At 70.1% G+C, this 25932-nt stretch carries 21 protein-coding genes; 14 read left to right on the top strand and 7 right to left on the bottom strand.

The genetic code is table 11. The features are described 5' to 3' along the window. Window positions 1-312: 312 nt before the first annotated feature. A complete protein-coding gene (locus ABTZ99_RS08005; RefSeq protein ID WP_499609320.1) occupies window positions 313-1779 on the bottom strand; it encodes an arabinofuranosidase catalytic domain-containing protein in 1467 nt (488 codons plus the stop codon). A 485-nt stretch (window positions 1780-2264) separates the two neighbouring features. Here ABTZ99_RS08005 and ABTZ99_RS08010 point away from each other — a divergent pair, with 485 nt between their 5' ends. From ABTZ99_RS08010 to ABTZ99_RS08045, 8 genes are all read left to right on the top strand, one after another. Next, window positions 2265-2471 carry a hypothetical protein gene (locus ABTZ99_RS08010; RefSeq protein WP_499609323.1) on the top strand — a complete coding sequence of 69 codons (207 nt, stop codon included), beginning with the start codon at window positions 2265-2267 and terminating at the stop codon, window positions 2469-2471. A gap of 155 nt (window positions 2472-2626) precedes the next feature. Continuing rightward, entirely contained in the window at window positions 2627-3253 is a 627-nt protein-coding gene (locus tag ABTZ99_RS08015; protein ID WP_498777905.1) for a hypothetical protein, read from the top strand. A gap of 581 nt (window positions 3254-3834) precedes the next feature. Beyond that, window positions 3835-6009 carry a SagB/ThcOx family dehydrogenase gene (locus tag ABTZ99_RS08020; protein ID WP_499609327.1) on the top strand — a complete coding sequence of 725 codons (2175 nt, stop codon included), beginning with the start codon at window positions 3835-3837 and terminating at the stop codon, window positions 6007-6009. After that, the gene (locus tag ABTZ99_RS08025; protein ID WP_499609330.1) at window positions 6006-7886 is read left to right on the top strand and encodes a S9 family peptidase; all 1881 of its coding nucleotides are present in this window, start codon (window positions 6006-6008) and stop codon (window positions 7884-7886) included. The genes ABTZ99_RS08020 and ABTZ99_RS08025 overlap by 4 nt, the downstream gene beginning before the upstream one ends. Next, entirely contained in the window at window positions 7870-9126 is a 1257-nt protein-coding gene (locus tag ABTZ99_RS08030; RefSeq protein WP_499609333.1) for a hypothetical protein, read from the top strand. Before ABTZ99_RS08025 ends, ABTZ99_RS08030 begins: the two co-directional genes overlap by 17 nt. A gap of 26 nt (window positions 9127-9152) precedes the next feature. Further along, window positions 9153-10523, top strand: a complete 1371-nt coding sequence (locus tag ABTZ99_RS08035) for an MATE family efflux transporter (RefSeq protein ID WP_499609337.1) — start codon at window positions 9153-9155, stop codon at window positions 10521-10523. 18 nt (window positions 10524-10541) lie between these two features. Next, complete coding sequence (locus ABTZ99_RS08040; protein ID WP_499609340.1) at window positions 10542-11147, top strand: O-methyltransferase; 606 nt, start codon at window positions 10542-10544, stop codon at window positions 11145-11147. A 76-nt stretch (window positions 11148-11223) separates the two neighbouring features. Next, window positions 11224-12405 carry a hypothetical protein gene (locus tag ABTZ99_RS08045; protein WP_499609343.1) on the top strand — a complete coding sequence of 394 codons (1182 nt, stop codon included), beginning with the start codon at window positions 11224-11226 and terminating at the stop codon, window positions 12403-12405. 139 nt (window positions 12406-12544) lie between these two features. On the opposite strand, the gene ABTZ99_RS08050 is transcribed toward ABTZ99_RS08045, so the two are convergent. Further along, entirely contained in the window at window positions 12545-13240 is a 696-nt protein-coding gene (locus tag ABTZ99_RS08050) for a hypothetical protein (protein WP_499609345.1), read from the bottom strand. 220 nt (window positions 13241-13460) lie between these two features. On the opposite strand from ABTZ99_RS08050, the gene ABTZ99_RS08055 reads away from it, so the two are divergent. Then, window positions 13461-14690, top strand: coding sequence for a sensor histidine kinase (locus ABTZ99_RS08055; protein ID WP_499609348.1), 1230 nt, complete (start codon window positions 13461-13463; stop codon window positions 14688-14690). A 76-nt stretch (window positions 14691-14766) separates the two neighbouring features. Beyond that, window positions 14767-15405: a response regulator gene (locus ABTZ99_RS08060; protein ID WP_498783757.1), complete on the top strand. Its 639-nt coding sequence runs from the start codon at window positions 14767-14769 to the stop codon at window positions 15403-15405. Window positions 15406-15484: 79 nt separating this feature from the next. Here ABTZ99_RS08060 and ABTZ99_RS08065 read toward each other — a convergent pair whose 3' ends face one another. Then, on the bottom strand, window positions 15485-16165 hold the full coding sequence (locus ABTZ99_RS08065; protein ID WP_499609351.1) for a flavodoxin family protein: 681 nt from the start codon (window positions 16163-16165) through the stop codon (window positions 15485-15487). Between the two features lie 154 nt (window positions 16166-16319). On the opposite strand from ABTZ99_RS08065, the gene ABTZ99_RS08070 reads away from it, so the two are divergent. The 4 genes from ABTZ99_RS08070 (at window position 16320) to ABTZ99_RS08085 (ending at window position 21830) form a co-directional block, all read left to right on the top strand. Then, window positions 16320-17210, top strand: a complete 891-nt coding sequence (locus tag ABTZ99_RS08070) for a LysR family transcriptional regulator (RefSeq protein ID WP_499609354.1) — start codon at window positions 16320-16322, stop codon at window positions 17208-17210. A gap of 892 nt (window positions 17211-18102) precedes the next feature. Beyond that, window positions 18103-20016: a GMC family oxidoreductase gene (locus tag ABTZ99_RS08075; protein WP_498783751.1), complete on the top strand. Its 1914-nt coding sequence runs from the start codon at window positions 18103-18105 to the stop codon at window positions 20014-20016. 84 nt (window positions 20017-20100) lie between these two features. Beyond that, window positions 20101-21267 (top strand): ferritin-like domain-containing protein, encoded by a 1167-nt coding sequence (locus ABTZ99_RS08080; RefSeq protein WP_498783749.1) that lies wholly within the window; start codon window positions 20101-20103, stop codon window positions 21265-21267. Then, a complete protein-coding gene (locus ABTZ99_RS08085; RefSeq protein ID WP_499609358.1) occupies window positions 21264-21830 on the top strand; it encodes a hypothetical protein in 567 nt (188 codons plus the stop codon). The genes ABTZ99_RS08080 and ABTZ99_RS08085 overlap by 4 nt, the downstream gene beginning before the upstream one ends. A gap of 223 nt (window positions 21831-22053) precedes the next feature. On the opposite strand, the gene ABTZ99_RS08090 is transcribed toward ABTZ99_RS08085, so the two are convergent. From ABTZ99_RS08090 to ABTZ99_RS08105, 4 genes are all read right to left on the bottom strand, one after another. After that, on the bottom strand, window positions 22054-22593 hold the full coding sequence (locus ABTZ99_RS08090) for a pyridoxamine 5'-phosphate oxidase family protein (protein WP_499609361.1): 540 nt from the start codon (window positions 22591-22593) through the stop codon (window positions 22054-22056). Window positions 22594-22897: 304 nt separating this feature from the next. Continuing rightward, the gene (locus tag ABTZ99_RS08095; RefSeq protein ID WP_499609363.1) at window positions 22898-23647 is read right to left on the bottom strand and encodes an SDR family NAD(P)-dependent oxidoreductase; all 750 of its coding nucleotides are present in this window, start codon (window positions 23645-23647) and stop codon (window positions 22898-22900) included. Between the two features lie 29 nt (window positions 23648-23676). Then, a complete protein-coding gene (locus ABTZ99_RS08100) occupies window positions 23677-25503 on the bottom strand; it encodes an ABC transporter ATP-binding protein (protein ID WP_499609366.1) in 1827 nt (608 codons plus the stop codon). Next, a partial coding sequence (locus tag ABTZ99_RS08105) for an ATP-binding cassette domain-containing protein (RefSeq protein WP_499609369.1) occupies window positions 25503-25932 on the bottom strand: 430 nt, incomplete at its 5' end. The genes ABTZ99_RS08100 and ABTZ99_RS08105, both read right to left, overlap by 1 nt.

Consider the following 25932-nt stretch of genomic DNA (forward strand, 5'->3'; position numbering starts at 1 on the left):
GTGGCCGTCCGGGCGTGACTCGCGGACGCGGGCACACCAGGGTCGGGTCTGGCACAGGGGCTCCTGGGGTGCGGCGGAGCTTCGTGCAGGCGGTCAGGAGAGGGAAGCGAGAGCGGTGTGGCCCGGGTAGGCGACCTGGCGCCCGGCGTCGGGGCCACCGCGACCCGGCAGTTCCGACGGTCGCGGCCTGGCCGACCACGACCGGGCCCGACAGCGGTGCCGCCGCTGTCGGGCGCCAGGCCCGTGGTGGCATCGGCTGTGCGGCCCCGGCCGGGCGGTCGGAGGGGAACGAAGCCCGGCGGCGACGTCCGGTCAACCGCGTAGGCCCCATCGTTGGTTCGCGCCGCCGTGGCACGACCAAAGGATGATCTTCGTGCCGGCGGCCGTCCCGGCGCCGTCGGCGTCCAGGCACAGGCCTGACTGCACACCGGTGATGGTGCCGTCCGAGTTGACGTTCCACTGCTGGTTTGCCTGGCCGTTGCAGTCCCAGATGATCACCTGGGTGCCGTTGCCGGTGCCCTGACCGCTGGCGTCGAGGCACTTGCTGCCGTAGATCTGGAGCCTTCGGTCGGACGTGTAGGTCCAGCGCTGCCGGTCGACGCTCTGGCAGTCCGCCAACTGCACCTGGAGCCCGTTGGCGGTGGAGCCGTTCGGCACCTCGACGCACCGGTTGGACTGGCTGCCCACGACCTGGACGTTCTGCCGCGGGTTGCCGCCGCCGGGCGGGGCATACCCGGCAGCCGCGATGTTGGCCTGCACGGCCTCCTCGGTGGCGTTCGACGGGTATCCGGAGGTCAGCACGCCTTCGTAGAACGTACCGGCGCCGGAGACGCTGTTGTCGCCGCCGATGCCCAGCAGGATCGCCCCTTCCTTCTTCATCGGGTGGTAGCCGGCGGGGCGCGGCCCGTCGAACACGGTCGTCAAGCCACCCGACTGCGCGTTCCCGCTCCGGATCGCCCAGTGGTTCGACTCGCCCTTGACGATCGCCGTCACGAAGCGGTGGTTGATGGGCGGGTTCCGGTTGTACCCCGCGTTCACGCCGGAGAACAGGCCCCACTCCAGGTCGGCCATGACCCAGGGACCGGCGCCGTCTCCGTAACCCCACTGCTTGTTGGCGCCGAAGTAGACGGTCTCCATGATGGCGCGCTCGTCGGCCTGGCCGTCGGTCTGCGCGTTGCCGTAGTCGAAGCAGCACCACTGGTTGTAGTGGGTGCCGTCGACGACGGCGTAGATGCCCTCGGGCTGGTCGCCGGTCGCGACGCCGTTGGTCCGGTTGTTGCGGTACCCGGTGCCGGGCGAGATGTAGACGCCGTAGGCCTTCTGTCCACCGACGGTGACCGGGGCGGCCGTCGCGACGGCGAGGTTGTCCCACCCACCGGGGAGTGGGCCGGGCCAGTGGCCTGGGGGTGCCTGCGTGAGGTGGTTACCCCGGCCGCTCTGGTCGTAGATGATGCTGATGAGGCAGGTGGCGCCGGCGCAGAACGAGTCCTGGGTGGCGGCACTGGCCACACCGCCCGCACTGAGCACGCCGACGTCCCGCGTGGTGTTGTCCGTGGACCGCTTGACTTGGTACAGCGCTCCGTTGTACGCGCCGTACAGCGCCCGGGTCGTGCTGTGCGCGGCCACGCACGGTGTGCCGCCCGAGGCGTAGATGTCACACGGTCCGGATGCGGCTGCCTGGGCGCTCGGTGCGTCGGGAAGCACGGTCGGTCCGGCTGTGACGGCGAGTACGAACGTAGTTGCGAAGGCCGCCGTGAGGCGGCCGGATCGGCTGCTCATACCACTCTCTGCCTTTCGTGTGCACCACGGCGTGGGTGCCGACCGAGGCCGGAAGCGCTGCTGTGGCCCCAGGTCGGCTTCTCGGAATCAGGTTGGGCACCGCCGGTCGACTCGTCCGACCGGGTGACGACGGAGTGGGCCGTGGTCCTGCAAGCCGTGTCGTCGATGTCGAGGTGTGCCTGGGTCGGTCTGGACAGCAGGCGTCCATGGACTCCTCCAGAAGAGGGAGGAAGGCGCGGATCGGCGAGAAAACCGTATCGAACCGGTTCGCGTGAGCGTAAATAAGATCGCGAAAGGTGTCAACGGTGCCCACGAGCGTTCCGAGATCGTCCCAGCTTTGTGCTGTGGCGGACCCTGCGACGACCCTGGCGACGCGAGTCGAATCGGTTCGACTGTCGTGCAACAGGTGCGGTAGCCGGCCAACGGGGCAACCTCGCCAGTCGACCGCCGACCGCGGCGCCGACTCCAGCGGGCCGGTGCTCCGGGTGATGCGACTGGTCGCGGCGGAGGAGGCGGTGGCGCTCCGGCCGGCGCTGGACGCGGCGATCGCCGATTTCCGGCAGCGGGCCGGACTGCTCGTCGCGAGCCTCCGCACCGGCGTCCTTCCCGATGACGCGCTCCGATCCGCGTGCGTGCACGGCTTCCACGACCTGTGCCGCATGCTCGACCTGGCCGGGATCAGCTGCCGGTAGCGCGTGCGAGGCGGTGGTCGCGACAGTCCATAATGGATGGTGCCGGTGACCGGATCTCAGTGAACCCTCAGTGTCGTCGTGCGACCGTCACGGGCGAAATCCGACCGTGACCCGCACGGGCGCGCCGCCCGTCCCCGCCAGAGAGTGGAACGACCATGTCTTCTGCACTGCCGGCGGTGCCGGCCCGGATTCCGCCGCGGTCGGGCGGGGCACCGGTTCCCCGGCTCGGCGCCGACCGCCGACTCGCGTGGCTGCTCGCGCTGTGGGCGTTCGCCTACGCGTGCTACCGGGCGTACTACGCGTTCGGCGGCAAGGTCGGCATGATCGGCGAGCCGGTGTCCGAGACCACGTTCCGCGCCATCAACGCCATCGGCGCGGCGATCATCCTCGTCGCCGCGGTGCTGCCGCCCGTCGCCGTGCGGGTGCCGCTGCTGCGCCGCGCGCTGCCCGCGCTCGGGTGGCTCACCGCCGTCGGGTGCTGCACCCACGCGCTGGTCAACAGCACGCTGCGGGTCTTCAGCCTCACCGGCGCGCACCCGGTGGTGCTGCCCGCGGAGGTGTGGCGGTGGTACGACCAGCGAGTCGCCGACCTCCAGGACCTGCTGCTGAACGAGCCGTGGTTCCTGGCCGAAGGGCTGCTCTGGGCCGCGCTCGGCCTCGTGGTCGTCACGGCATCACGCCGCCGTGCGTGGGTGCTGTCGGCCGCGGTGACGTGCCTGGCGCTGTCGGTGGTCGGCGTGCTCAGCGGACTTGGCGTGATCGGGTCCTTCCGCATCGGCTGACACCGGCTCGCCCCGGACGTGCGGGTGAGAGCCCGTCGTTCGACGCGGTGGCGCTGTTGCGGTCGGTCGACGGGGGTCGTTGACGGGTCCGCCGGTTGTCGGGTGTTCGCCCGACACAGACGAAATCGCCGGCCTGACACCATGGGGATATATCGCAGCGACGCCGGGGGTACCCGCTCATCAGCGGGGGCGGCGGCCAGGCCTTCAACACGAGTGCGGCAATGGACCGGGGGGATTCATGGCACTGCAACCTGGCGTGGCCATCGTGCGACCGCTGAACGTCGCGGATGGGCGTTCGTAGTCTTCCTTGCCAATCCACTGTCCTGGCCGTTGCTTGGCGCCCTTTTTCGGTGTCGGTCGCGGTCGATGTTATCCACGGAACAGAGGGGGTGAAATCCAATGGAGGCAGCTGTGGCGATCGAGGTGGCCAACGAGGTCGAGGAGACGGCCGAGTACGAGGTCATGCTCCTGCAGGCCGACGCTTACTGATCGGTCAGATAGGCGGGCATGGCCGACCGTGTCAACGTGGTCGGCCATGCTCCGCCCTGAAGCCAATGTCGAACCAGTTATGAGGGGGGACAATGCTCGTGCGGCTCAGCCCGGCGGCCCGGATCATTCCGCCAAATGACGCCACGGGGAATCGCTGGGTCGTCGACGACCTTCTTCGCAAGCGCCGGTTCACCGTGACGCGGTCGATCGCGGCCGTGCTCGCCGCGGCTGCGGAGCCGACGGAACCGGGTGCGCTGGCGGCCAGGTTGGCGCGGTTCGCCGGGGTTGACGGTGGTGTGGAGGCCTGGTCGGCGCGCATCTCGGGCCTGCTCGCCCGCAGCCTGCTCGTGGACGCGGAGTCGATATCGGCGGATCCCGACCAGCAATGGCTGCTCGAACTTGTCGAGGAGTGGGACCGCGCCGGTTGGCGGGAAGCCGCCGAGTACCACTTCCTGGCGTTCGACTATCCCTGCGTGGATTATTCGGAGGCTGCTGCGATCGGTATCGATCAGTCGCGCATGCGCGATTACCAGGCCGTCGAGCCTGACGACGACCGGTACAAGGAAGACTACCTCGAACGGCCGGGTATCGACGTTCCAGAGCCGCATGAAGACATTATCGAGAGCACGCCCGCCTCGACCTTCTGGACTGGGTCGGCGCTCAAGCGCCCCCTGAGTGAGGATGCGTTCCTGGCCACGGTATCCCTTGCTTTCGGCGTCATCAGGGAACGTGTTCCGATCACCGATTCCGCGCCTTTGCTGCGCCGCACGTCACCGTCCGGTGGTGGACGTCATCCCACGGAAGGATATGTCGCCGTCCGCCAGGTACCCGGCATGCGTTCCGGTTGGTACCACGTGACCACGCGGCCGTTGAGCCTTCGCCTCGTCCGGTCCGACGGGGTGGACGAGAAGACGATTCGGTCGGTGTTTCCGAACATCGCCTCCGCCGCCGCGATCGTCGTCGTCACCAGCGTTTTCGAGCGCAACATGTACCGCTATCGCGAGCCGAGGACGTTTCGCACCGTGCACATGGACGCCGGGCACGTCGCAGGCACCGTGCGGCTCGCCGCCGAGTCCGCGGGCCTGCGCGCCGTCGTCGACGACGCCACGGATGCGCCGACGGTCGAGTCGCTGCTCGGACTCGACGGCATGGCCGAGGGATACCTGATGAGCGTCGGTCTGTGGGGCGGTGTCGAGTCGGAGACCACCGAGGCCCGCCCCGCCGAACCCGCCGAACCCGCCATCATCCACGCTCTCCCGCCCGAGCCGATCAGGCCTGATGGCGTCCACTGGCCGGTGGGCACGCGCATCCGGCCGGTGGCGCAGGTCGACAAGGCCGAGATCGAGGTCGCCGACACGGTGACCGGCCGGACCACCCGCCACCTCCCGGTCGACCTCGCCGAGGCGATCCTCCGCGACGAACGCCCGCACGCCGACCTGGCCGACCCCGCCGACGAGGTCCGTCGGGCGGCGCTGGTGCCCGGCCTGCGGCACTGGCAGCGTCGCGGGTGGCATCCGTCGGATCAGCTCTACGTCGCATCGCGGCGCCCGGGTGGCCGGCCCGCCGCAGCGGACGCCGACCCCTCCGGCGCACCTGCGCCCACCGAGCCGCCCGGCGGTCGCCAGGTGGCGCTGCCCGACCCCGCCGAACCCGCCGACGTCCCGATCTCGCGCCTGCTGTTGAGCCGGCGGTCGGGTCGGAGCTACGTCCGGCGTCCGGTGCCCGCGGCCGTGCTGTCCGGCCTGCTGAGGTACGGCCTGGCACACCTGCGTGACGGTGACGACGCGATCGGCGCCGGTTGGGAGATCTGCGTTGCCGCGTACCGGGTGAGCGGCGTCGAGCCGGGCGCCTACCGGTACCACCCGCGCGAGCACAGCATCGAACTGGTGCGCGCGGGCGACCTGCGCACCGACATGATCGCGGCTCTCCAGGGGATGCGCTCCCCGTCATCGGCAAGCTGGACGCTGGGTCTGGTCGCGGATTTCCCGGCCTACCAGCGCCGGCGGCCCGGCGAGACCGGGCTGCGCAGCCTGTACACGTGGTCCGGCGCCGTCGCCCAGGACCTGATCGTCCTCGGCGCCGGTTACGGCCTGAGCACGCTGGTGACCCCGGCTCAGCAGGACAGCGCCTACCTGGCGATGCACGGCTTGTCCCGACGTCGCCACGGCCCGATCTACACCCTCACCATGGGCGTGTCCCGCGGTGCCGCCGGGGTGTACCCCGACGAGGACCCGTTGGGCGACGAGCTGACCGGGGCATCGCGATGACCCTCGACGCACCGCGCCGGCCGCCGATCTCGCCGGTGCTCAGGTCGGCGCTGCGGGCGCTGGAGACCAACACCTCGCCCAGGCTCTCGCCGGACGGCACCGCGGTCGTGTTCGTGCGGCGGACCGAGTCGAGCGACGCCGTGTGCGTGATGACGTCCGTGGCCGACGGTCCCGGCCCCGTTCGGGTCGTTGCCACGTATGACGACGGCGCGGTGCGCGACCCGCGGTGGACACCGGACGGCAGGTGGCTGACCTTCCTGCACGCACCGCGTGGCCGGGAGACCTGGGCGCTGACGGCTTACCACCTCGACGCCGACCAGGTGGTTCCGGTGGCCACCGGTCCGGTTACCGAGTACTGGCTGGGGGACGCCGGTGTCGCTTACAGCGCCCGCGAACCCGGTAGCCGGCTGACGCGGCTTTGGCACGTCGACCTGGACGATCCCCGGCCAGTCCTGCTCGACGAGCCGAACCCCGGGTACCACCGCTGGCTGGTCGACCGGCAGTCCCGTCCGCGCGGCGGGGTGCGCCTCGGTCGTGACGGCGCCTCGACGGTCGTCGTCAGGGCGTCCGGCGGGGCGCGCGAGACCACGATCCCGATCGAACCGGACGCGGTCGCCGACCTCGCCGTGCCCGGGTTCAACGCCGACGGCACCACGCTGTACCTCCTGACCAGCACGGACGCCCCGACCAGGAGACTGCTCGGGATCGACACCGAGACGGGCGAGATCACCGAGATCGCCCGGCACGACGAACTCGACCTGGCCGGCTATCCGATCGGCCCGGACGGCGTGTGGTTCGACCCGATCACCGCGACGCCCGACCTGTGCGCGGTGTTCGGCGAGCGGTTCCAGCAGCTCCCGCTGTCCGGCCGGATGGCCGAGAAGATCGCGGCCGTCGCCGGCCACCTCGGTGCGGTGGACGGCGCGGAACCGGTGGTACTGGACCGCGACGCGACCGACGAGGTGTGGCTGGTCTGCGTCGTGCACGACGACGGGCCGCTGGAGTACGTCCGGTGCCGCCCGGCGACCGGAGAACACGCCACGCTGCTGGTCAACCGCCCGGATCTGCCACGAGGCGAACTGCCGCAGCTCACCTCGTTCTGCTACCGGGCCACCGACGGGAAACCGATCGTCGGCTATCGCCTCGCGCCCCGGGACGCGCCGGCCGAGCCTGCCGCCACCGTGGTGATGGTGCACGGGGGACCCGCCGCACGGGACTACTGGCGGTTCCACGCGGATGCCCAGTACCTGGCGTTGCTGGGGCTCTCCTCGTTGCACCTGAACTTCCGCGGCTCGCGCGGGTTCGGCAGGGAGTTCCGGCGGGCGGGGCTCGGCGAGTGGGGCGGCGCCATGCAGCAGGACCTCTACGACGGCGTCGCGCACGGCGTCGCGAGTGGCCTGGTCGACCAGGACCGGGTCGGTTTCTTCGGCTCGTCGTACGGCGGCTACGCCGCGCTGGTGGCCGCCACCACGCGACCCGACCTGGTCCGCTACGCGATCGCGATCAGCCCGCAGTGCGACCTGGTGCGGCTGGCGACTCGGTCGCCTGCCTTCTTCAGCCCGATCGCCGGCTCGCTGAGCAGGCAGATCCTCGGCGCCGTACCTCGCGAGGACGCCGACGAAGTGCTGCGGGAGCGGTCTCCCCGTCACCGGCTGACGGAGGACTGCCCGCCGCTGTTCATCGCCCACGGCGTGCGCGATCCGCGGATCCCGGTGGACGAAGTCGACGAGTTCGTCGCCGCCGCCCGTGCCCTCGGCGTCGATGTCACCTACCTGCGGTTCGACGACGAGGGTCACCAGGTGAAGTCGAACCGGAACCGGGCAGTGTTGTTCGATCACATCCAGTCCTTCGTGGAGAGTCATGGCCGCGCGAACTGAGCCGGCGATCAATCCGGTGTACGACCGGACCGATCCGCGCGGCTACTTCCCCTGCCCGACAGGGCTTCCCGACATCGAGCACAACCGGCTCGCCATCTTCTGGCGACCGCTGATCGACATGGCGTCGAGTCGGTACGCGCCGATGCGGTTGCAGGCCATCGGCTACGTCAACGACTGGCTCGCCGACGAGGAGTCGACCTCGTGGGCGTGGTTCGCCCGCCACTCCGTCGTCGGCCTGCGCACCCAGGTGATCCGGCACGCCGGCCTGGCGGAGTACGCCTGCCGTGACCCGCGCGAGCTGCCCGACCGGTTGCGCACCAGGCAGTGGCGGGTGCTGGTGGACGCGCTCGACCGGTTCGCCGACCTGCCGCCGCTGCGCCGGCGGCTGGTGATCTTCCAACTCGTGCAGTTGTCGTTCAACGGCGTCGCCGCGGCGCTGTCCGCCGACCACCGGCCGGACGGGTCGGTGGAGACCGACCACTACCTGTACGAGGTCGCCAGGGCCAACGTCTACCTGTCCGCGCCCACCCAGTCGCCGGCCGACCTGTTCGAGCACCTCGCCACTCGGTCCGACGATCCGGTCCTGCGGCTGGCCGCGGCCGGACAGGGCATCAGCTACGCGGTGCGGATGCGGCGCGACCTGGAGTTGGCGCGCCGGTTCGAGTCCTACGGCGAGCCGTCCGCCGGCGCCGACGCCACCTGGCTCGACTTGTTGATGACCAGCCGGTTCCACCGCGCCGCCGCACTGCTGCGCATGCGGGAGCGGAACTTCGCCGAAACGCACACGGAGGTCATGCAGGCCTGGGAACTCAGCGAACGGCTGTTCTCCTCCGCGCCGGAGAACGGCCCGGACCAGTACGTGGCGGTGGAGAACCGGCGGATCGTGCTGGAGTCGTTGATCAAGGCGGCGAGCCGGGCACCCGACCCGGAGCTGACCGCGCAGGTCCGCCGGCGGTGTGACCAGCTGCTCGCCATCGATCCCCACTGCCTGCAGGCGCGGATGGTCGTCGCCGACGGGTACGCCGCGATCGGCTCCTACGAGGAGGCGGCACGCTGGTACACGCGGGTCGGCGAGCTCGGCACCGGCGCCGGTGCGATGGCGTGGTACCGGGCCGGGCAGTGCTACCACATCCTCGGCCGGTTGGGCGACGCCGTGAACGCGATGGGCCGGTGCCTGGAGCTGGACACGACCGCCGTGCAGCCGCGGGAGTACCTCGAACAGGCCGGCGTTTCCGCCTGACCCGACGAACCGGACGCGGGAGCGACATGAGCACCAATGCCACGGACGCGGCACCGGACTCCGACCGGCGCGCGATCCTCCGACTCGGCCTGCCGTTCGTGGTCGGAGTGCTGTCCTCCGTGCTGGCCGGGGTCATCGACACGGCCATGATGGGCCACTACGGCGCGCTGCCACTCGCGGCGGTGGCGAGCGCCGCCGCGGTCTTCGACGTGTTCAGCACGCTCGCACTCGCGACCGTGGCCGGCCACCAGATCCTCGCCGCGCGGTTGGCCGGCAGGGACGACGGCAGGCGGATCGCCGCGTCGCTCCGGTCGACCGCGAAGTTGTCCGCTGTCGTCGTGGTGCTAGTGGTCGCGGTCACCGTGCTGTTCGGCCGTCAGCTGACCCGGCTGGTCGCGTCGGACGCCGGACCGGACGCCGCGGTCATGGGCGGGCAGTACCTCGCCGCGGTCGCGCCGACGTTGGTGTTCGGCGTGATCTTCGGCGCCGTCGCGGCGACGTTCAACGCCTACAAGCTGGCCCGGCTGCCCATGTTCGCCGGACTGCTCACCGCGGGAAGCAACATCGTGCTGGACTGGCTGCTGATCTACGGCCCCGGACCGTTCCCCCGGCTCGGCGCGGTGGGCAACGGGTTGGCGACCAGCCTGTCCTCGCTGCTGGGCCTGCTGCTGCTCGTCACCCTGGCCGTGCGCGCGAAGCTGTGGCAGCGGCTGCGCACGAGCAATCCCGAACCGGTCGACTTCGACACGTCGATCCCGCGCGTGGCCGTCCCGGCGATGGTGTCGACCGCTTTGGACTACGCGAGCACGGCGGTGTTCTTCGCCATCGTCGGCGGGTTGAGCACGGCAGCGCTCGGCGGTGGCCGGATCGCCTTCCACGTGATGGTGCTGTGCTACGGGCTGGGCACCGCGTTCTCGTCGGCGGTGCGGATCCTCGTCGGACGTGCGATCGGGGCCGGTGACACCAGCCGGGTGCGGGGGACGTGGCGGGCCGGGCGGTCGACGTTGCTGCTGCCCGGGTTCGCGGTCGGCGTTGCCCTGATCCTGCTGCGCGAGCAGATCGCGGGGGTGTTCACCACGTTCCCCGAGGTGCGGACACAGGTGGGTCAGGCGCTCATCGTCATCGGGGTCGTGATCCCGCTGATCGCCTGGAACCTCACCAACGTGAGCATCGTCCGCGCGTTCGGGCACACGAAGCTGGACATGTACGGCAACCTCACCGCCGCGATCGTCGCGCAGCTCCCGATCGCCTGGCTGCTGGGTGAGCTGCTCGACTTCGGCGTCGTCGGGGTTTTCTGGGGGGTCGTGGCGTACTGGCTGCTGCGCGGCTCATTGCTGGAGATCTGGGCGCGGCGGTTCGTCCGCGAGTCGGAAACCGCGGCGGCCAAGGGAAACTGAGACAGCGGAGGAAAGCAGATGACGAAACCAGCCACCGACGCGGTGGTCGTGCCGGAACCGCCGCTGGCGGCACGGGCACGGGACATCGCACGTGGGGCCAACCTGACCCTGGCGTCCACGCCGGAGACCGGCGCGTTCCTGCGCACGATGGCGGCGAGCAAACCGGGCGGCCGCCTGCTCGAGCTCGGTTCGCAGACCGGTGTCGGCACGGGCTGGATGCTCGACGGCATGGACGAAGACGCCACGCTCACCACCATCGAGCGGTCGCCGACAATCGCCGACGCCTGCCGGAAGACCTTCGCGGGTGACCCGCGGGTGCACGTCGTCACGGCCGACGCGACCGAATGGCTGGAAACCTATGACGGGCCGCCGTTCGACCTGGTCTTCGTCGACACCACCACGGCCAAGTTCGAACGGCGCGACCTGGTGTACCGGCACCTGACCGACGGGGCGCTCTTCCTCGCCGACGACCTGCTGCCGCAGCCCAAGTGGACCGACGAGCACCTGCCGCGGGTGCACCGGCTGCGCGAGGAGATCGTGCGGGAACCCGAGCTGGTGGCCACGCTCGTCGACTGGGCCTCCGGTCTGCTGGTCGCCACCTACCGCCGCCCGTCCGGTGACTGAGAGCACGGCCGGCAGGCCGGCGGGGGCCTTCCGACGCGTCTACACCCGGTCGGACTCGCGGGGTTCACCGCCCGCGGTGACCGGTCGGCCGGCGCCGCCGCACAACCGGCTGGAGCCGTTCTGGCGCCCGCTGGTCGACATGGGCGCCAGCGACCTGGCGCCGGTGCGGCTGCGGTTGATCCGGCCGGTCAACGAGTGGCTGGACGAGACGTCCGACCGGTGGTCGTGGTGTTCCCGGGTGAGCGTGCCCGGGCTGCGGCACCAGGTCATCCGGCACGCCGGCCTGGCCGGCTACGAAGCCCGCACGCCGAGCGAGTTGCCGCCCGAGCGGCGCACACCCGCCTGGCGGACGTTGGTGCGCTCGATCGAGCGGATGGACGCGCTGGACTGGCGGCGACGCAGCCTGGTCGTGGTTCAGCTGGCGCAGTTGTCCTATCACCGGCTCGCGTTGGACCTGGCCGACCTGGACCGGCCCTCCGACGGGTCGGCGGCCCACCAGCGATTTCGGTACGACCTCGCCAAGGTCGCAGTGGTGACGCCCGGCCTGCGCGACCGTGCGCTGGCCGTGTTCCGCGAGCCCGCGGAACACGCTGAGGACCCGGTGGTACGCCTTGCGTCGGCGTTCCAGGGCATCGGGCACACGCTGCACGGCGGGCTCGACCTGACGGTGGGGTGGCGGTTCGAACGGACCGGCCGGTCGGTGTTCCCCGCCGTGCCGGCGGCGGAGGACGACTGGGAGGCCGCGCTCGTGCGGAGCCGGTTCCACCGCGCGGTCGCGCTGTTGAGCGCCGCACGACCGGACCGGGCACGTGCCGCCGACGAGGCGGACCTGGCGGAGTCCTGTCACGCCGAGGTGGTCTCCTCGGGCGGTCGGGACGCGGCGGACGAGCTGATCGCCCTGGAGAACGAGCGCTACCTGGTGGAAATGCGGCTGCGCCTCGCCCTCGGGGTCGAGCCGGCCGATCACGACGAGGTGACCGCGCTGTGCGGGCGGCTGATCGCTCTGGACCCGTACTGCGTGCAGGCCCGGTCCACCGTCGGCGACGCCTACCTGGCGATCGGCCACGTCGAGCAGGCCGCGCGCTGGTACGAACACGCCGGGGAACTGGCCACCGGCGCCGGCGCCGTCGCCTGGTACCGCGCCGGACAGTGCCACCTGGCCCTCGGTGACGGAGGAGCGGCGCGCCACGCGATGGGCCGTTGCCTCGAGTTGGACGCGACCGCCGTCGAACCGCGCGCACTGCTCGAGGCCGGCTAAGCCTGGTAGCGCTTGGTCAGGTCGAGGGATGGGATGTGTGGGCGATGTGGGCTCCTTCGGTACCGGCGGCGGTTCCTGCCCCCGCGGCGCCGGTCCAGCTGCCACTGCGCCACGAAAGGACGGCACCACCGCATCTCGGTCACGACCGGACGAGGCGCACGCCGGTCGCGAGCAGCCAGACGAGCCAGGCGGCGAACCCCAGGAGCCCGACGAAGAGCAGCGGCGAGCCGTCGGCGATCGCGAGGTTGCCGAGCCCCGCGGCGAGCAGCAGGCTCCCGCCCACCAGGCCCAGCAGGCGCTGCCAAGCCGGGGTCAGCCCGTTCGCGTGCGCGGCGAGGGCCGCGCCGACGAAGGTGGCGCCGAGCGTCGGCAGGGCCAGCGCGAACGCCGCCGCGTGAACCTGCCAGACGAGCTCGAACGGGGGCGTCGGCTCGGCGAGCCCGCCGGCGGACAGCGCGAGCCCGATCTGCAGGACGTTGACGAGCACGAAGACGGCCGACAGCGTCGCGCCGGCGGCCACGGCGAGGCGCGACCAGTCGGCGCCCTCTCCGCCGCGCCGCTCCACGAGGCCGTGCAGGCCAGTCACGAACACGAGCAGCAGCGGCAGGTACAGGGCCACCAGACCGGACGCGATCGCGACCGAGTCGCGGTTGGCCGCGTAGTAGGCCAGCACGTCCTCGATCGGAGCGTCGAAGGTCGGCGCGCCCGTTACCGCGAGCACCGCGTTCTCCACCACCACCGACACCACGAACGCGATCGCCGCGGCGCCGAGGAGCCGGCCTCGAACGAACCAACTGCGGGCCGGCGCGGTGGCGGTGTCCTGCGGTGATCTCATCTCTTGCTCCTTCGTCTCAGTCGGATGGCGGGTTGTCGAGCAGGTTCGGGGTGTTCGTTCGGGTGTCGGGCCGTCTGTTCCGGTCAGGTGGAACAAGGTTGCCGATGCGTCCGCACGCGCCGCTACGGGCCGAGGTCGATGGCGGCGGGCCGAAGGTCTACACCCCGGGTTCGACTTTGGTCGGATGCCGTGGGGCCCGACCCGGCCGTACGCTTTGATCATGACGGCCCCGGCGGACCCGCGGGATCGGAGCCCGCTGCCGGCGGGCGTGATCAGCGATGCCGACCACGATCCGGCACGCCCGGCCGAGCGCACGGCCCGCGGCCGGGTGGTCGACGCCGCGTGTTTCGTGCTGGCCCTTGGCGTGGTGGTGCTGACCCTGGTCGACAGCCGCGCGCAGCACGTCGCGCCGGGTCTGCTCACCGTCGACCTCGTCCTCGGCGGCCTGTGCAGTCTGGGGGTGTGGCTGCGCCGGCGCCGGCCGGTCGGCCTCGCCGTGGCCGCGGGTCTGGTCAGCGTCTACGCGACGTCCGCCGGGGGCGCGTCGCTCATCGCGCTGTTCACCGTCGCGGTGCACCGGCGCTTCGCGGTGGTCGCCCCGATCGCGGCTGGGTGCGCGCTCGTACCGTTCCTGACGCTGCTGGTTCGGCCCGACGTCCCAGTCGGGTCCCCGTCGGAGATCGTGCTGGGCGTCGTCGTCGGCGTCGCGGTGCTTGCCTGGGGCATGTTCGTCCGGGCCCGACGCCAGTCGCTGCGGGAGCGGGCCGGGCGGGTCGAGGCCGAACAGGAGCTGCGCGTCGCCGAGGCCCGCCAGGGCGAACGCAACCGGATCGCCCGGGAGATGCACGACGTGCTCGCCCACCGCCTGACCCTGCTGAGCCTGCACGCCGGGGCGCTGGAGCTACGCCCCGACGCCGCGCCCGAGGAGGTCGCCCGTGCCGCCGGGGTGGTTCGCGACAGCGCCTACCAGGCGCTGGAGGACCTCCGGGAGGTGATCGGCGTCCTCCGCGCCGGTGTCGACCGGTCCGACGAGACGCCGGAACGGCCGCAGCCCACGCTGGCCGACCTCCCTGACCTCGTCGACCAGTCGCGGCGCGCCGGGATGCGGGTACGGCTCGACTGGCAGACCGACGCGCGTTCCGCCGTACCGGCTGGTGTGGGGCGCAGCGCGTACCGGATCGTGCAGGAAGGGCTGACCAACGCCCGCAAGCACGCCCCCGGCGGCGAGGTGGCCGTCACCGTCCGGGCAACCCCGCGCGACGGCGTGACCGTCGAGATCCGCAACCCGTGCCCGATGGGCACCGGCGGTGCTACCGCGATTCCCGGCGCCGGCATCGGCCTCATCGGGCTCACCGAACGGGCCGCCCTCGCCGGCGGACGCCTCGAACACGGACCCACCCCGGCCGGTGAGTTCCGGCTCTGGGCCTGGCTACCGTGGCCTACCCTCTGATCGCGGCCAGGGTCGGTCCGCGGCCCGGCTGGGCGGAGAGAAGGAGCCCGACGTGAACGCAGCGGTGCGGGTCCTCGTGGTCGACGACGACCCGCTCGTGCGGGCCGGGCTGGCGATGGTCATCGGCGGCTCGCCCGACCTGACCGTGGTGGGCGAGGCCGGCGACGGGAGCGAAGTAGCCGCCGCCGTCGACGCCTGCGCCCCGGACGTGGTGCTGATGGACATCCGCATGCCCATCCTCGACGGCCTCGCCGCCACCGAACAGCTGCGTGCCCGACCCGACCCACCCGAGGTCATCGTCCTGACCACCTTCGACGCCGACGAGCACGTCCTGCGCGCGCTGCGCGCCGGGGCCAGCGGCTTCCTGCTCAAACACACCCCACCCGCCGAGATCCTGCGCGCGATATCGCGGGTCGCGGCCGGTGAACCCATCCTGTCGCCGACCGTGACCCGACAGCTCATCGCCCACCTCAGCGACACCGGCGCCGCCGCCCGGCAACGGCACGCCACCACCGCGCTGGATCGGCTCAGCGAACGCGAACGCGAGGTCGCCGTCGCCGTCGGGCGGGGCAAGTCCAACGCCGAGATCGCGGGCGAGCTTTTCATGAGCGTGGCCACCGTGAAAGCCCACATCTCCCGCATACTCACCAAACTCGATCTCAACAACCGCACCCAGGTCGCCCTGCTCGCCCACGACGCCGGCCTCACCGGCTGACACCGGAGCCTTCCGCCCCCCGCCCGCACCTGTCGAAGACGCTGAATCGCCGATCGTGGGACGGATTCCGGACACGTCGTCAGTGCGTGGTGGCTGCCTCGGTCGTCACGCGGTTGTTGAGTTCGCGTAGTTCGGTCTCGGTGATGCGTTCGGTCTGATAGGCCCTGCCGTGCACCCAACGGGCCGTCACCCGGGCCACCCGGGCGCCGTAGCGCCGCGCGGTGACCATGTCGCCGTGGCTTCCGGCCAGTTCGGCGCCTTGGTCGACGTTGCTCTGGCTCATCACGCCGAGCCAGGAACCAAGCCTGTTGACGTCGTCGCGGCTCCCGCCGCTCCAGTTGTTCCCGGGCGGGTCGCCGACGGGGATCCAGAACATGTTCATCTGGGCGGCGAAGACGGCCAGTTGCTGCAACGACATCAGCTTGTCGCCGCTCTGGGAGGCGGAGTTGGTGAAGCCGCCGGCGAACTTGTCCTTCCAGCCCTGCACGAACCACTCGTCGAAGGCGGACTCCATGAACGCCTTGAACACCCAGGACAAGCTGCCCATGTACGTGGTCGAGCCGAAGATGATCGCGTCGGACTCGGCCAGGCGCGCCTTGATGCGGGCATCCGCCCAGCGGCCGTCGGTGACCTGTTCCGGGAGGAGTTGCAGGAGGTGGACGTCGGTTCCGTCGACGTCCTCCGCCCCGGCGGCGATGTGCTCCGCGAGTGCCTGTCCGCGGCCCTGCCGCGAGTGAACGACGACTGAGACGGTTGTCATGAGTTCCTCGAGTGGGTCGATGCCATGCGCGACCGCGTCTGGTGGCGCATCCCCAGTCAGCCTGGTGCGGAGCCGGCGAGCAACGCGTCTTTGAAGACCACAGCGATCGGTGCGGCCGATCGATGACTGCGGGTGCATCGACTACCCTCCGAGCGTGGAACTCGATCTCCGTCGGCTCGAGTGCTTCGTCGCGGTCGCCGAGGAACTCCACTTCGGTCGTGCCGCCGAGCGCATCTTCCTGGGGCAGGCCACGGTCAGCGAGGCTGTCCGCAAGTTGGAGGCGCAGATCGGCGGCGGGTTGTTCGACCGCACCAGCCGACAGGTGCGACTGACCCCACTGGGCGAACGCCTCCTCCCCGAGGCACGTGCCGCGCTGCTGCAAGTACGCCGCGCCTACGAGGTGGGCACGACATTCGCGCGAGAGGCGACCGAAGTCCTCTCCGTCGCCTACGCCGAAGACATCGGGCACGACCTACTACTGCGCTGCCTACCGGAACTACGCGCGCAGTTGCCCAACGTGACGCCCGTACCACGTCGCATGGACACCGCCGCCCAACTCGACGCCCTCGAACGCGGAACACTCGACATCGGCATCGGATGGGGTCCCGTCGCCTCTACCGGCGTCACGGCCACCAGACTCTCCAGAGAACGATTCGTCGCCCTGATCGCCGACAGACACCCCCTCGCCGCGCGACGCTCACTACGAACCGACGACCTCTCCGGCCTCGGCGTCCTCACCTGGCCCCACCAGGTCAACAGCGGCCTCTGCGACCGCCTCATCGCGGCATTCCAACGGTCCGGCGCCACCCTGCGGATCGTCCGCACCGCACAGGACATCGACACGATCGGCACCCATGTCGCCGCCGGAACCGGCATCGGCATGGCAGTCTCCTCTGCGATCACCCACCGAACCCTCCCCGGAATCCGCACCATCCCCCTTGCCGGCCCCTCGACCTCGGTCGACCGCACGCTCTTCCTGCCCAGGCGACCGTTGAACGCAGCACAGGAGCAGCTCGCAGAACTCCTTCGCGCCACCGCGCGATGACGGTGTGGCCGCTCGATGCTTCCGACCGGGAACACCATTGGCGGTCGACGCGCTCCCGGACTGCTGCCACGGTGTGCTCAGCGTCGTCGTTCCTCGATTCGAACGGGAGTGGTTCCCGGTTCGAACAGCACCGGCGCGAATAGAGCCGGGCCGCGGCGTTGCTGGTGCGCGCCTGACTCGGCGGTGAGGCGAGGTCGACCTGATTGGACTCGACCGGGTCGACGGCGGTGACCTCGCCGTGGATGTGGATCTGCACGTGCACCGGAGGGTGGGGTCTTCCTCGGAGTCGTGAAGCGTCGCAACTCCATGATCGCCGATGCGGGCTCACCCGACGCCGTCGCCTCCGCGAAGGCCGCTCACCCCGCAAACTCCCAGTTCAGCGCGTTGCTGTCCGGCCACGCAATCGCGCTACGTCCTCGACCTGGAGAGGCAACGCTGAAAAGGCTCTTTTACTACACCCGAACGGTGGATTCACCGACAAGACCCGGTGCGGGAGACAGCGCCATATGCAAGCCTCGTGCCGGAGCCCCTTGCCGCGATCCCGGTGGATCGGCGAGCGGCGTCGGACGTGGTCAATGGCAAAGCGAAGGGTGATTCTCGTATGCGGCGTAGGCGGACGGGCCGACAACGCGGCGAGTGGCCGCGGTTGGAGGTGGGAGCCGCTGGGGATCACTGGAATCCCTTAGCAGTTCGTCGGTGGGCGACGCGATGCCTGCTCGACTCGGTTCTTCGGCTTGAACTCGGATTCTGAGCAGGTCCTCTATTTGCCAGTGGCAGTGGCGGGCCTCGGATAGTCATTCGATCACCATCCGTTCTGACGACTGGTGGGATCTGTCACCGGAATTATTCCCGTAACCGGGTGAGGTCACCCCAGGCGTGGAAAGGGGTATCAATGACATCTTTCGATGATGCAGACCAAATTATTTTCCCGGCCGGTGCCGCGACGCAGACCAGCGCCGCAGAGGCCGCGCAAGGCCATTGGGACGCCGTTGTCGTCGGTGCCGGCATGGCAGGTTCCATCGTCGCCGAGCGGCTGAGCCAAGCGGGCTACAGCGTGCTGATCCTCGAAGCCGGCCCCGGCAAGGACCTGGACCTCGCCGAGTACGAGTCGTACCTGTCGCGGTTCTACGGCGCGGTCGTCAAGGACAACCAGTCTCCGTACCCGTTCAACCCGAATGCCCGGATGCCCAGGAGCACCGACACCATGCCGGTGCGTCCGGACACGCCCCGAGACGACTTCTACCTCGTACAAGAGGACAGGTACTGCACGGACACCACCTTCACCCGGGTTCTCGGCGGCACCTCCATGCACTGGGAGGGGAAAGCGCTGCGCATGCTTCCCGAGGACTTCGACCTGCAAACCAAGTACGGCCAGGGCCTGAACTGGCCGCTCGGCTACGACGACCTGGAGCCCTACTACCGGCAGGCCGAGGCCGAACTGGGCGTAGCCGCCGAAGTCGAGGACCAGGCATACCTGGGAATGCACTTCCCTGAGGGATACGTGTTCCCGATGCACCGCATGCCGCCGTCCTACCTCGACCAGACGGTCGCCCGAGGCGTGGACGGCATGCGGGTCAACCTGGCGGACGACGATTACACCCTCCGGGTGCGGAGCTTTCCGCAGGCCCGCAACGGCGTGCCGAACGCCGCGTACGACGGCGGCAAGGGCTTCGTCCCGGTCGGCGCGGTGAGCACGAGCCAGGCCGAAGAAGGCGAGCGCTGCCAGGGCAACACCAACTGCGTCCCGCTCTGCCCCGTACAGGCCAAGTATCACGCGGGAAAGACGCTGACCAAGGCGCTCCGCAAGGGCAACGTGAAGATCGTGACGCAAGCCGTCGCGTCCAAGGTGGAGATCAACGAGCAGAACCGCCGAGTAGCCGGGATCACCATCAAGAAGTACCAGTCGCTCTACTCCGACAGCTACGAGACGTACACGGTGAAGGGCACCGTCTACATTCTCTGCGCGCACGCCATCGAGAACGCCCGGCTCATGCTGGCCTCCGACATGCAGCGCATGAGCCGCAGCAAGCTGATCGGCCGCAACCTGATGGACCACGCCTACCTGCTGTCGTGGGGCCTGCTGCCCAAGCCGGCCGGCACGATGCGAGGCACAACCTGCACGAGCGGGATCACCGACCTGCGCGGCGGGCGATTCCGCAGGACCCAGGCCGGCTTCGGCGTGGACATCCACAACGACGGCTGGGGATGGGCAACCGGCTCGCCCTACACGGACCTGGTCGAACTCGTCGACAAGCGGGGCCTGCGCGGGTCGGAGCTGCGCAGGACACTCGGGAACCAGATCTCCCGACAGCTCCTGCTGGCCTTCATGATCGACCTGCTGCCCGACAAGAGCAACACGGTCACCGTGGACGACCGGTACAAGGATGCCATCGGCAACTTGAAACCTGTCGTGTCACTCAAGATCCCGCCCTACACCATGCGTGGCGCCGCGTTCGCCCGCAAGCTCGCGGCCGACATCTTCGAGAGGCTCGGCGCCGAGGACAGGACCAAGTACGACGAGAAGAGCTACAGCGCCGTCGAGCACGACGGCCAGTGGTACAACATCGTGGGCGGCAACCACCTGGCGGGCACCCACATCATGGGAACCGACCCGGCGAACTCGGTGGTCGACCACACCCAGCACTCGTGGGACCACGACAACCTCTACCTCGTCGGGCCGGGCAGCTTGCCCTCCATCGCGACTTCCAACATCAGCCTGACCATGGCGGCGCTCGCCTTCCGCAGTTCGACCCACATCGTCAGGTACCTGCGTGCCGCGAAAGCGCCGGTCACCGTGCACAGCTAGACGGCCGACAGATCGGCGGGGTCGAACGCGACACCGGCCACCGCCGCCGCCCACGATCGGGAGAACATGTCCGTTTCAGAAGTAGTGTCCGTTTCGGAATCGGAGCCGTCCGAGGGCTCCCAGATCCAGACCATCGAAAAGCTGCACGAGTACCTCTACAAGGGGCTCCAGCTGGAGCATGCGACGCTCCCGCCCTACCTGACAGCCCTCTACTCGCTGCACCCCGGGAAGAACTCGGATGCATGGCACGTCATAAGGGTCGTGGCCGTCGAGGAGATGCTGCACCTCACCCTGGTCGCGAACGTCATGAACGCCGTGGGCGGGACGCCGGACCTCACCAAGCGCGGCTTCGTGCCGAACTACCCGACGCGCCTGCCGTCTGGTCCGGATGACTTCGAGGTGCATCTCCGACCGTTCTCTCCCGAGGCTCTCGCCACGTTCCTGAGGATCGAGAAGCCCGCGCAGGCGGCTAGCGAGGAAGACAGGTTCGTACCGGTGGACTGGGCGGCCCTCGGGCTGACGTCCAACGGCTCGGCGCCGTCATCGGACGAACTGGCGGAACTCGAGGAGTCCGGCACCGTCCTCGGCCTCGTCCCCGGAGACCCCACCCAGCGCTTCTCGAGCATCGGCGAGTTCTACGAAGAGATCATCCGGGGAATCAACCACCTGGAGGACCAGGCCCGCAAGGTGGGGAAGACGATCTTCACCGGCAATCCCGCCCGCCAGGTGACCCCCGAGTACTTCTACTCGGGTGGCGGCGACGTGATCAAGGTGACGGGGCGGGACACCGCGGTCGCGGCGCTCACCCTCGTCGCGGAGCAGGGCGAAGGGCTGCACGGCGGCATCTACGACAGCGAGGACGAAATCGCCCACTACTACAGGTTCCAGCAACTGGAGAAGGGGCAGTACTACCAGAAGGGCGACAAGCCGAACAAGCCTTCCGGCCCGACACTGAACGTCGACTGGACGGCCGTCTACCCGGTGAAGCCGGACCTCAAATTGAAGGACCTCGAGGGGGACCCGGAAATCCTGGCGGCGGCCAAGGAGTTCAACGAGTCCTACGCCACCTTCCTTGCCAATGTCAATCTTGCCTACAACGGTCAGCCCGACCTGCTGCTCAAGGCGGTGTGGGAGATGTTCCGCATCCGCGACAGCATGAACCGCCTCATCCGCAACCCGCTCACCGGCCATCCGGGGGCGAACGCCGGCCCGACGTTCGAACTCCATACCGTCGAGGAGGAAGCACCGTGACGCAAGGAACGGCCACGGAAGACAAGCTGCGCGAATTCGTGAAGTTCTCCGCCGCGGTGACCGGGTTCAGCGAGTTCGACCTGTGGGGGACAGGCCAGGCGGAGGTGTACTACGAAACGGTCGTCAATCAAGAAGGGTGGGACGCGATCCGGAACGCGATCTCTTCCGATCCCTCCGCCGTCCCTCCCGATCCAGTGGTGCAAAGCATCATCAAGCTCTGGTACGTCGGCGTCTGGTACGGCCCGGAACTGACCGGACGTGTGGACGTGGCAGCCTGGACGGCGCCCGGCCGGAGCGGTGCGAAGCCCGCCGTCCCGGATGACAGCCGGCCCGAGGAGGGCCGGCCCTGGCAGGATGTGCCCGGGCAGCACCAGGCCGGGGAAAACGGCGCGCACGCCAGAGATGGACGCAAACCCTTGTTCGTCGTCTCTCCCGACGCCTACACCGAAGGGTTGTTGTGGCGGGCGATCGGCGCCCACCCATCCGGCGCGAAGGCGCCGGGCTACGGGTCGTGGGCCAATCCGCCCACGTTCGATGACTACCAAAAGGGGCAGGTGCAATGAGCAGCACCGTACCGGATCGGGCGACCGCCGGTTGACGATGCCGTGCTGGCGTTGATCGGGCGGATGGCCCGGAGAACACCGGCTGGGGCTTCCGCAGGATCCGGGGCGCGCTGCTCAAGCTCGGCCACCGGGGCGCCGCCTCGACCGTGCGCCGCGTGCTCAAGCGCGCCTACACATACCGCCCGCACCCGAGCGCAACAGCGACACTTCGTGGCGGCGGTTCCTAGGCCGGCGGTTGTTGGTCGAGCAGCCCGACGGGGTCGGTGCTGTAGGCGACCATCCAGTTGGGGTCGATGCGATACCAGACGTTCTCGTCCCAGAACGGGTCGTCGCCGTCGCCGTCGTAGTGGTTGACGAGGTAGTCGCGGATCGCCGGCCACGTCGGGTCGCTGCTCGCCCCTTGGGGGTTCAGCGGAACGGCGTGTCCGTGCGTGAAGATGCCGAGCTGCTCGCCGCGCATGAAGGTCGCGCTGATGCCGGGTCGCGCCGCGAGATGACGGGCTTTGGCGGCCTGGCGGTGGGTGCCGAAGATCCAGCGGCCGTGCAGGAGGTGCCCGTCGGCGCCGCTGATGCGCGGCTCACCGCTCCGGGTGACCGTGGCGATGGCCAGGGTGCACATGCCTTGGCAGACTCGGACGACCTGCTCGGCGTCCAAGGTGCTTTCACCTGGCCGGATGATCGACTTGAGGTGGTTGCTGGAGTCGGCCAAAGACGTGTCGAGCAGGACTTGGAGGCTGCGGAGCTCGTCGGGAGTTTCGAACATCCGGCCAGTTAATCAGCTCCCACCGACAGTCTCGGCTCGGTGCGCAGTCGCCGACCGGGCGTGGGGGAGTCGGAGGAGGTGGTGCCGGTCTCGAGGATGTCGCCGGCGAAGGTGAGTCGGCAGCTCCACGCCGACCAGCACGAGCGTCAGATCGACCGAAGGATCGCAGACCTCGAGCATTGACGACGACCTCGCTGCCGCACGACCGACCCTGCACCGCATGGGACTGTCGATCGACGATCCGCTCGACCACGAACGACAGGAAGACCGGCCCACCGCGGAGAATTGGTCCGCACGAGGCCCGTCAGGTGCCCTCGATCTTGCGTTGCAGGGCGTTCATCCCGATGATCCACCGATCGGTGTCCGCGGCCTTGGCACGGTAGTAACCAGCTACCTCCGGATGGGGCAGGATGAGGAACCGGTCGTCGGCGAGGGCTGTGACGACGGTGTCGGCGACCTCCTCCGGATCGATGGCGGTAGGCTCCACGAGGGAACGCATGCTCGGCCCGGCCCCGGCGAGCATGCCGGTACGCACGCCCTGCGGGCACAGCGCCTGCACGGTGATGCCACGGTGCCGGTAGGTGACGGACAGCCACTCGGCGAAGGCGAGCGCGCCGTGCTTGGTGACGGCGTAAGGGGCGGAACCGAGCGTGGTCAGCATCCCCGCCGCGGACACCGTGGCGAGGAACCGACCGCGGCCCCGCGCCAGCCAGGCCGGAAGGAGCAGCTCGGCGGCGCGGACGTGCGCCATCACGTTGACCTCCCACGCCCGCGCCCAGGAGGCCTCAGGAGCCTCTGGGCCGCCCTCGGGGGCCACGCCCGCATTGGCGCAGTACAAGTCGATGGCACCCAGCTCGTCGGTCGCCGTCGCGACCAGCCGTCCGACACCGGTCTCGCTCGCCGTGTCCACGACGACCGCGACGGCGCCGGTCTCCTCGGCCACCTCGACGACCGCGTCACCGTCGACGTCGGCCAGCACGATCCGCGCTCCCGCGGCGGCGAACCGGCGCGCCAACGCCGACCCGATGCCGCCACCCCCGCCGGTGATGACCACCCCGGCACCCCGGAGGTCGAATCCAGCACCTATTTCGATGGGACGCTCCTTCCCACTCGTACTTCGTAGGCCTGGGCCTGGGTCGCGTAGAGCTTCGCGTAGCGACCACCGGACTCGAGCAGGTCCTGGTGGCTGCCCGACTCGACGATCCCGCCGTCCGCGATCACGAGCACGTGGTCGGCCATGCTCACGGTCGAGAACCGGTGCGAGACGAGGACGGTGACCGCACCGGACTGCGCGGCGGCTTCCCGCGCGTGTCGGGCGAAGTTCTCGAACAGGTCGTGTTCGGCCTGGGGATCGACTGCCGCCGTGGGTTCGTCGAGGATCAGCAGCAGCGGTGCGGTGCGCATCATTCCGCGCGCGAGGGCGAGTCGCTGCCACTGCCCGCCGGACAGGTCGACGCCGCCGAAGATCGTGCCGAGCTGGGTGTGGAGGCCGTCGGGCAGCGTGGAGACGAACCGCGCCGCGCCCGCGGCTTCCACCGCACGGCTGATCGCGTGCGTGTCGTCGAGGGCCGACAGGTCGCCGACACCGACGGACTCCCGCACGGGCAGCTGCAGGCGGGCGAAGTCCTGGAACACGCCGCACGACACCGCCGCCCACGACCGCGGATCGATCGTGGCCAGCGGCTGCCCGTCGACGAGAATCCGCCCCGAGGTCGGCTGGTAGAGACCGGTCAGCAGCTTCACCAGCGTCGACTTGCCCGCACCGTTGATGCCCACCAGGCCGACGACCGAACCCGCGGGCAGGTGCGCGTCGAGCGAACGCAGCACCGGCGCGTCACCCTCGGCGTACCGGAACGAGACGTTCTCCAGCGTGATGCCGTCGGCAAGCAGTTCGGGCGCGGGCGTCCTGATGTCGTCGAACCCCGACGCGTAGTCGCGCAGCCAGAGGTAGTGGCCCGCGGCGCGCCCGGCGTCCGCGGCTCTGGCGTAGTTGTCGCGCAACATCCAGAGCTGCGTGCGGAGCTGGGTGGCCAGGGAGACGACGAGCACCAGCGCACCCGTCCCGATCCGCCCGGCGATCACCTCGTTGACGACCAACGCCAACCCGCCGGCCAGGCCGAGCAGGTAGCACAGCCAGCCGCCCGCCTCCAGCAGCGTGCCACGCGCCAGCGCCGCGCGTTGGGCGTCGGTGACCTCGCCCCACAGCCGGTCGGCCCGAGCCGACAGCTCGGGCCCCGAGCCGCTGATGCGGAGCTCCTTGGCGGCGTCCGCGTCGAGGCACAGACCGTGCAGGTTCGCCTCCAGGCGGGCCACCTCGGCGTGCTGGTCGTGGACCAGGCGCAGCGCGGACTGCCCGCGACTCGCGAGCAGCATCAGCGGCAGCGTGGTGAGCCCGAGCAGTAGCAGGGCCGGGTGCACGAGCACGAGCAGCCAGACGCTGAGGCCGAGCATCAGCGCGCAGACACCGGTTTCCGCGATCGACCACCCGTACGAGGCGAGCGCCCCGCTGCCCTTGGCGGCGAGGTAGACGCGGTCCAGGTACGCGGAACGCTCCAGGTGCTCGATCGAGGGGACGCGCGCCACGTAGCGGTAGACCTCCTCGGACAGCTCGGCCTCGACCTTGTGCACGAGGTTCACCCGCAGGTGTGCGGCGACGCGGGTCGCGATGGTCGAGGCGACCTGCGCGAACGCGACGACGACCACGGGAATGACCAGCCAGGTCAGGCCGGGGTCGAGAGCATGGCTCACCAGCCCGTCGATCAGCCACCGCTGGCTCTGGGCCACGCCCACGCTGCCGAACGCCACGGCGAGGAACACCACCGCCGTCACGATCGAGCCCGCGCGGCTGACTCGCCACGACAACGCGGCCAGATGACGGAGCACCGCGATGCTCTGCCTCGCCCGGCTCATCACGCCTCCGCCCTCGCGAACCGCGACGCCTGCAGGCGGAACAGCGCGGCGTAGCTGCCGTCCGCGGCCATGAGCTGTTCGTGGGTGCCCGACTCGGTGATCGAGCCGCCTTCGAGCACGACGATCCGATCGGCCCCCCGGACGTTGGAGAGCCGGTGGGAGATCAGCACGACCGACGCCCCGCCAGCGCCGGCGGTCACCCGGTTGTTGAACTCCTGTTCCGCCTCGACGTCCAGGTGGGCGGTCGGTTCGTCGAGCACGAGCAGTTCACGTCCGTGCGCCGCGGCGAACAACGCACGCGCGATCGCGAGCTTCTGCCATTGCCCGCCGGACAGGTCGACACCGCGCTCGCCGCCGCGCCACAGCCTCGTGGCGATCCCGTCGGGAAGCCCGGCGACGACCTCGTCGGCGCCGGCCGCCTCGATCGCG

The organism is Actinosynnema sp. NPDC002837 (assembly GCF_040295345.1).
Classification (GTDB): Bacteria; Actinomycetota; Actinomycetes; order Mycobacteriales; family Pseudonocardiaceae; genus Actinosynnema.

What these genes read in the sequence shown, in the direction of transcription:
- ABTZ99_RS08005 (WP_499609320.1), bottom strand. Translation starts at nt 1,779, where the DNA reads ATGAGCAGCCGATCCGGCCGCCTCACGGCGGCCTTCGCAACTACGTTC.
- ABTZ99_RS08015 (WP_498777905.1), top strand. Translation starts at nt 2,627, where the DNA reads ATGTCTTCTGCACTGCCGGCGGTGCCGGCCCGGATTCCGCCGCGGTCG.
- ABTZ99_RS08020 (WP_499609327.1), top strand. Translation starts at nt 3,835, where the DNA reads ATGCTCGTGCGGCTCAGCCCGGCGGCCCGGATCATTCCGCCAAATGAC.
- ABTZ99_RS08025 (WP_499609330.1), top strand. Translation starts at nt 6,006, where the DNA reads ATGACCCTCGACGCACCGCGCCGGCCGCCGATCTCGCCGGTGCTCAGG.
- ABTZ99_RS08030 (WP_499609333.1), top strand. Translation starts at nt 7,870, where the DNA reads ATGGCCGCGCGAACTGAGCCGGCGATCAATCCGGTGTACGACCGGACC.
- ABTZ99_RS08035 (WP_499609337.1), top strand. Translation starts at nt 9,153, where the DNA reads ATGAGCACCAATGCCACGGACGCGGCACCGGACTCCGACCGGCGCGCG.
- ABTZ99_RS08040 (WP_499609340.1), top strand. Translation starts at nt 10,542, where the DNA reads ATGACGAAACCAGCCACCGACGCGGTGGTCGTGCCGGAACCGCCGCTG.
- ABTZ99_RS08050 (WP_499609345.1), bottom strand. Translation starts at nt 13,240, where the DNA reads ATGAGATCACCGCAGGACACCGCCACCGCGCCGGCCCGCAGTTGGTTC.
- ABTZ99_RS08055 (WP_499609348.1), top strand. Translation starts at nt 13,461, where the DNA reads ATGACGGCCCCGGCGGACCCGCGGGATCGGAGCCCGCTGCCGGCGGGC.
- ABTZ99_RS08065 (WP_499609351.1), bottom strand. Translation starts at nt 16,165, where the DNA reads ATGACAACCGTCTCAGTCGTCGTTCACTCGCGGCAGGGCCGCGGACAG.
- ABTZ99_RS08075 (WP_498783751.1), top strand. Translation starts at nt 18,103, where the DNA reads ATGACATCTTTCGATGATGCAGACCAAATTATTTTCCCGGCCGGTGCC.
- ABTZ99_RS08090 (WP_499609361.1), bottom strand. Translation starts at nt 22,593, where the DNA reads ATGTTCGAAACTCCCGACGAGCTCCGCAGCCTCCAAGTCCTGCTCGAC.
- ABTZ99_RS08100 (WP_499609366.1), bottom strand. Translation starts at nt 25,503, where the DNA reads ATGAGCCGGGCGAGGCAGAGCATCGCGGTGCTCCGTCATCTGGCCGCG.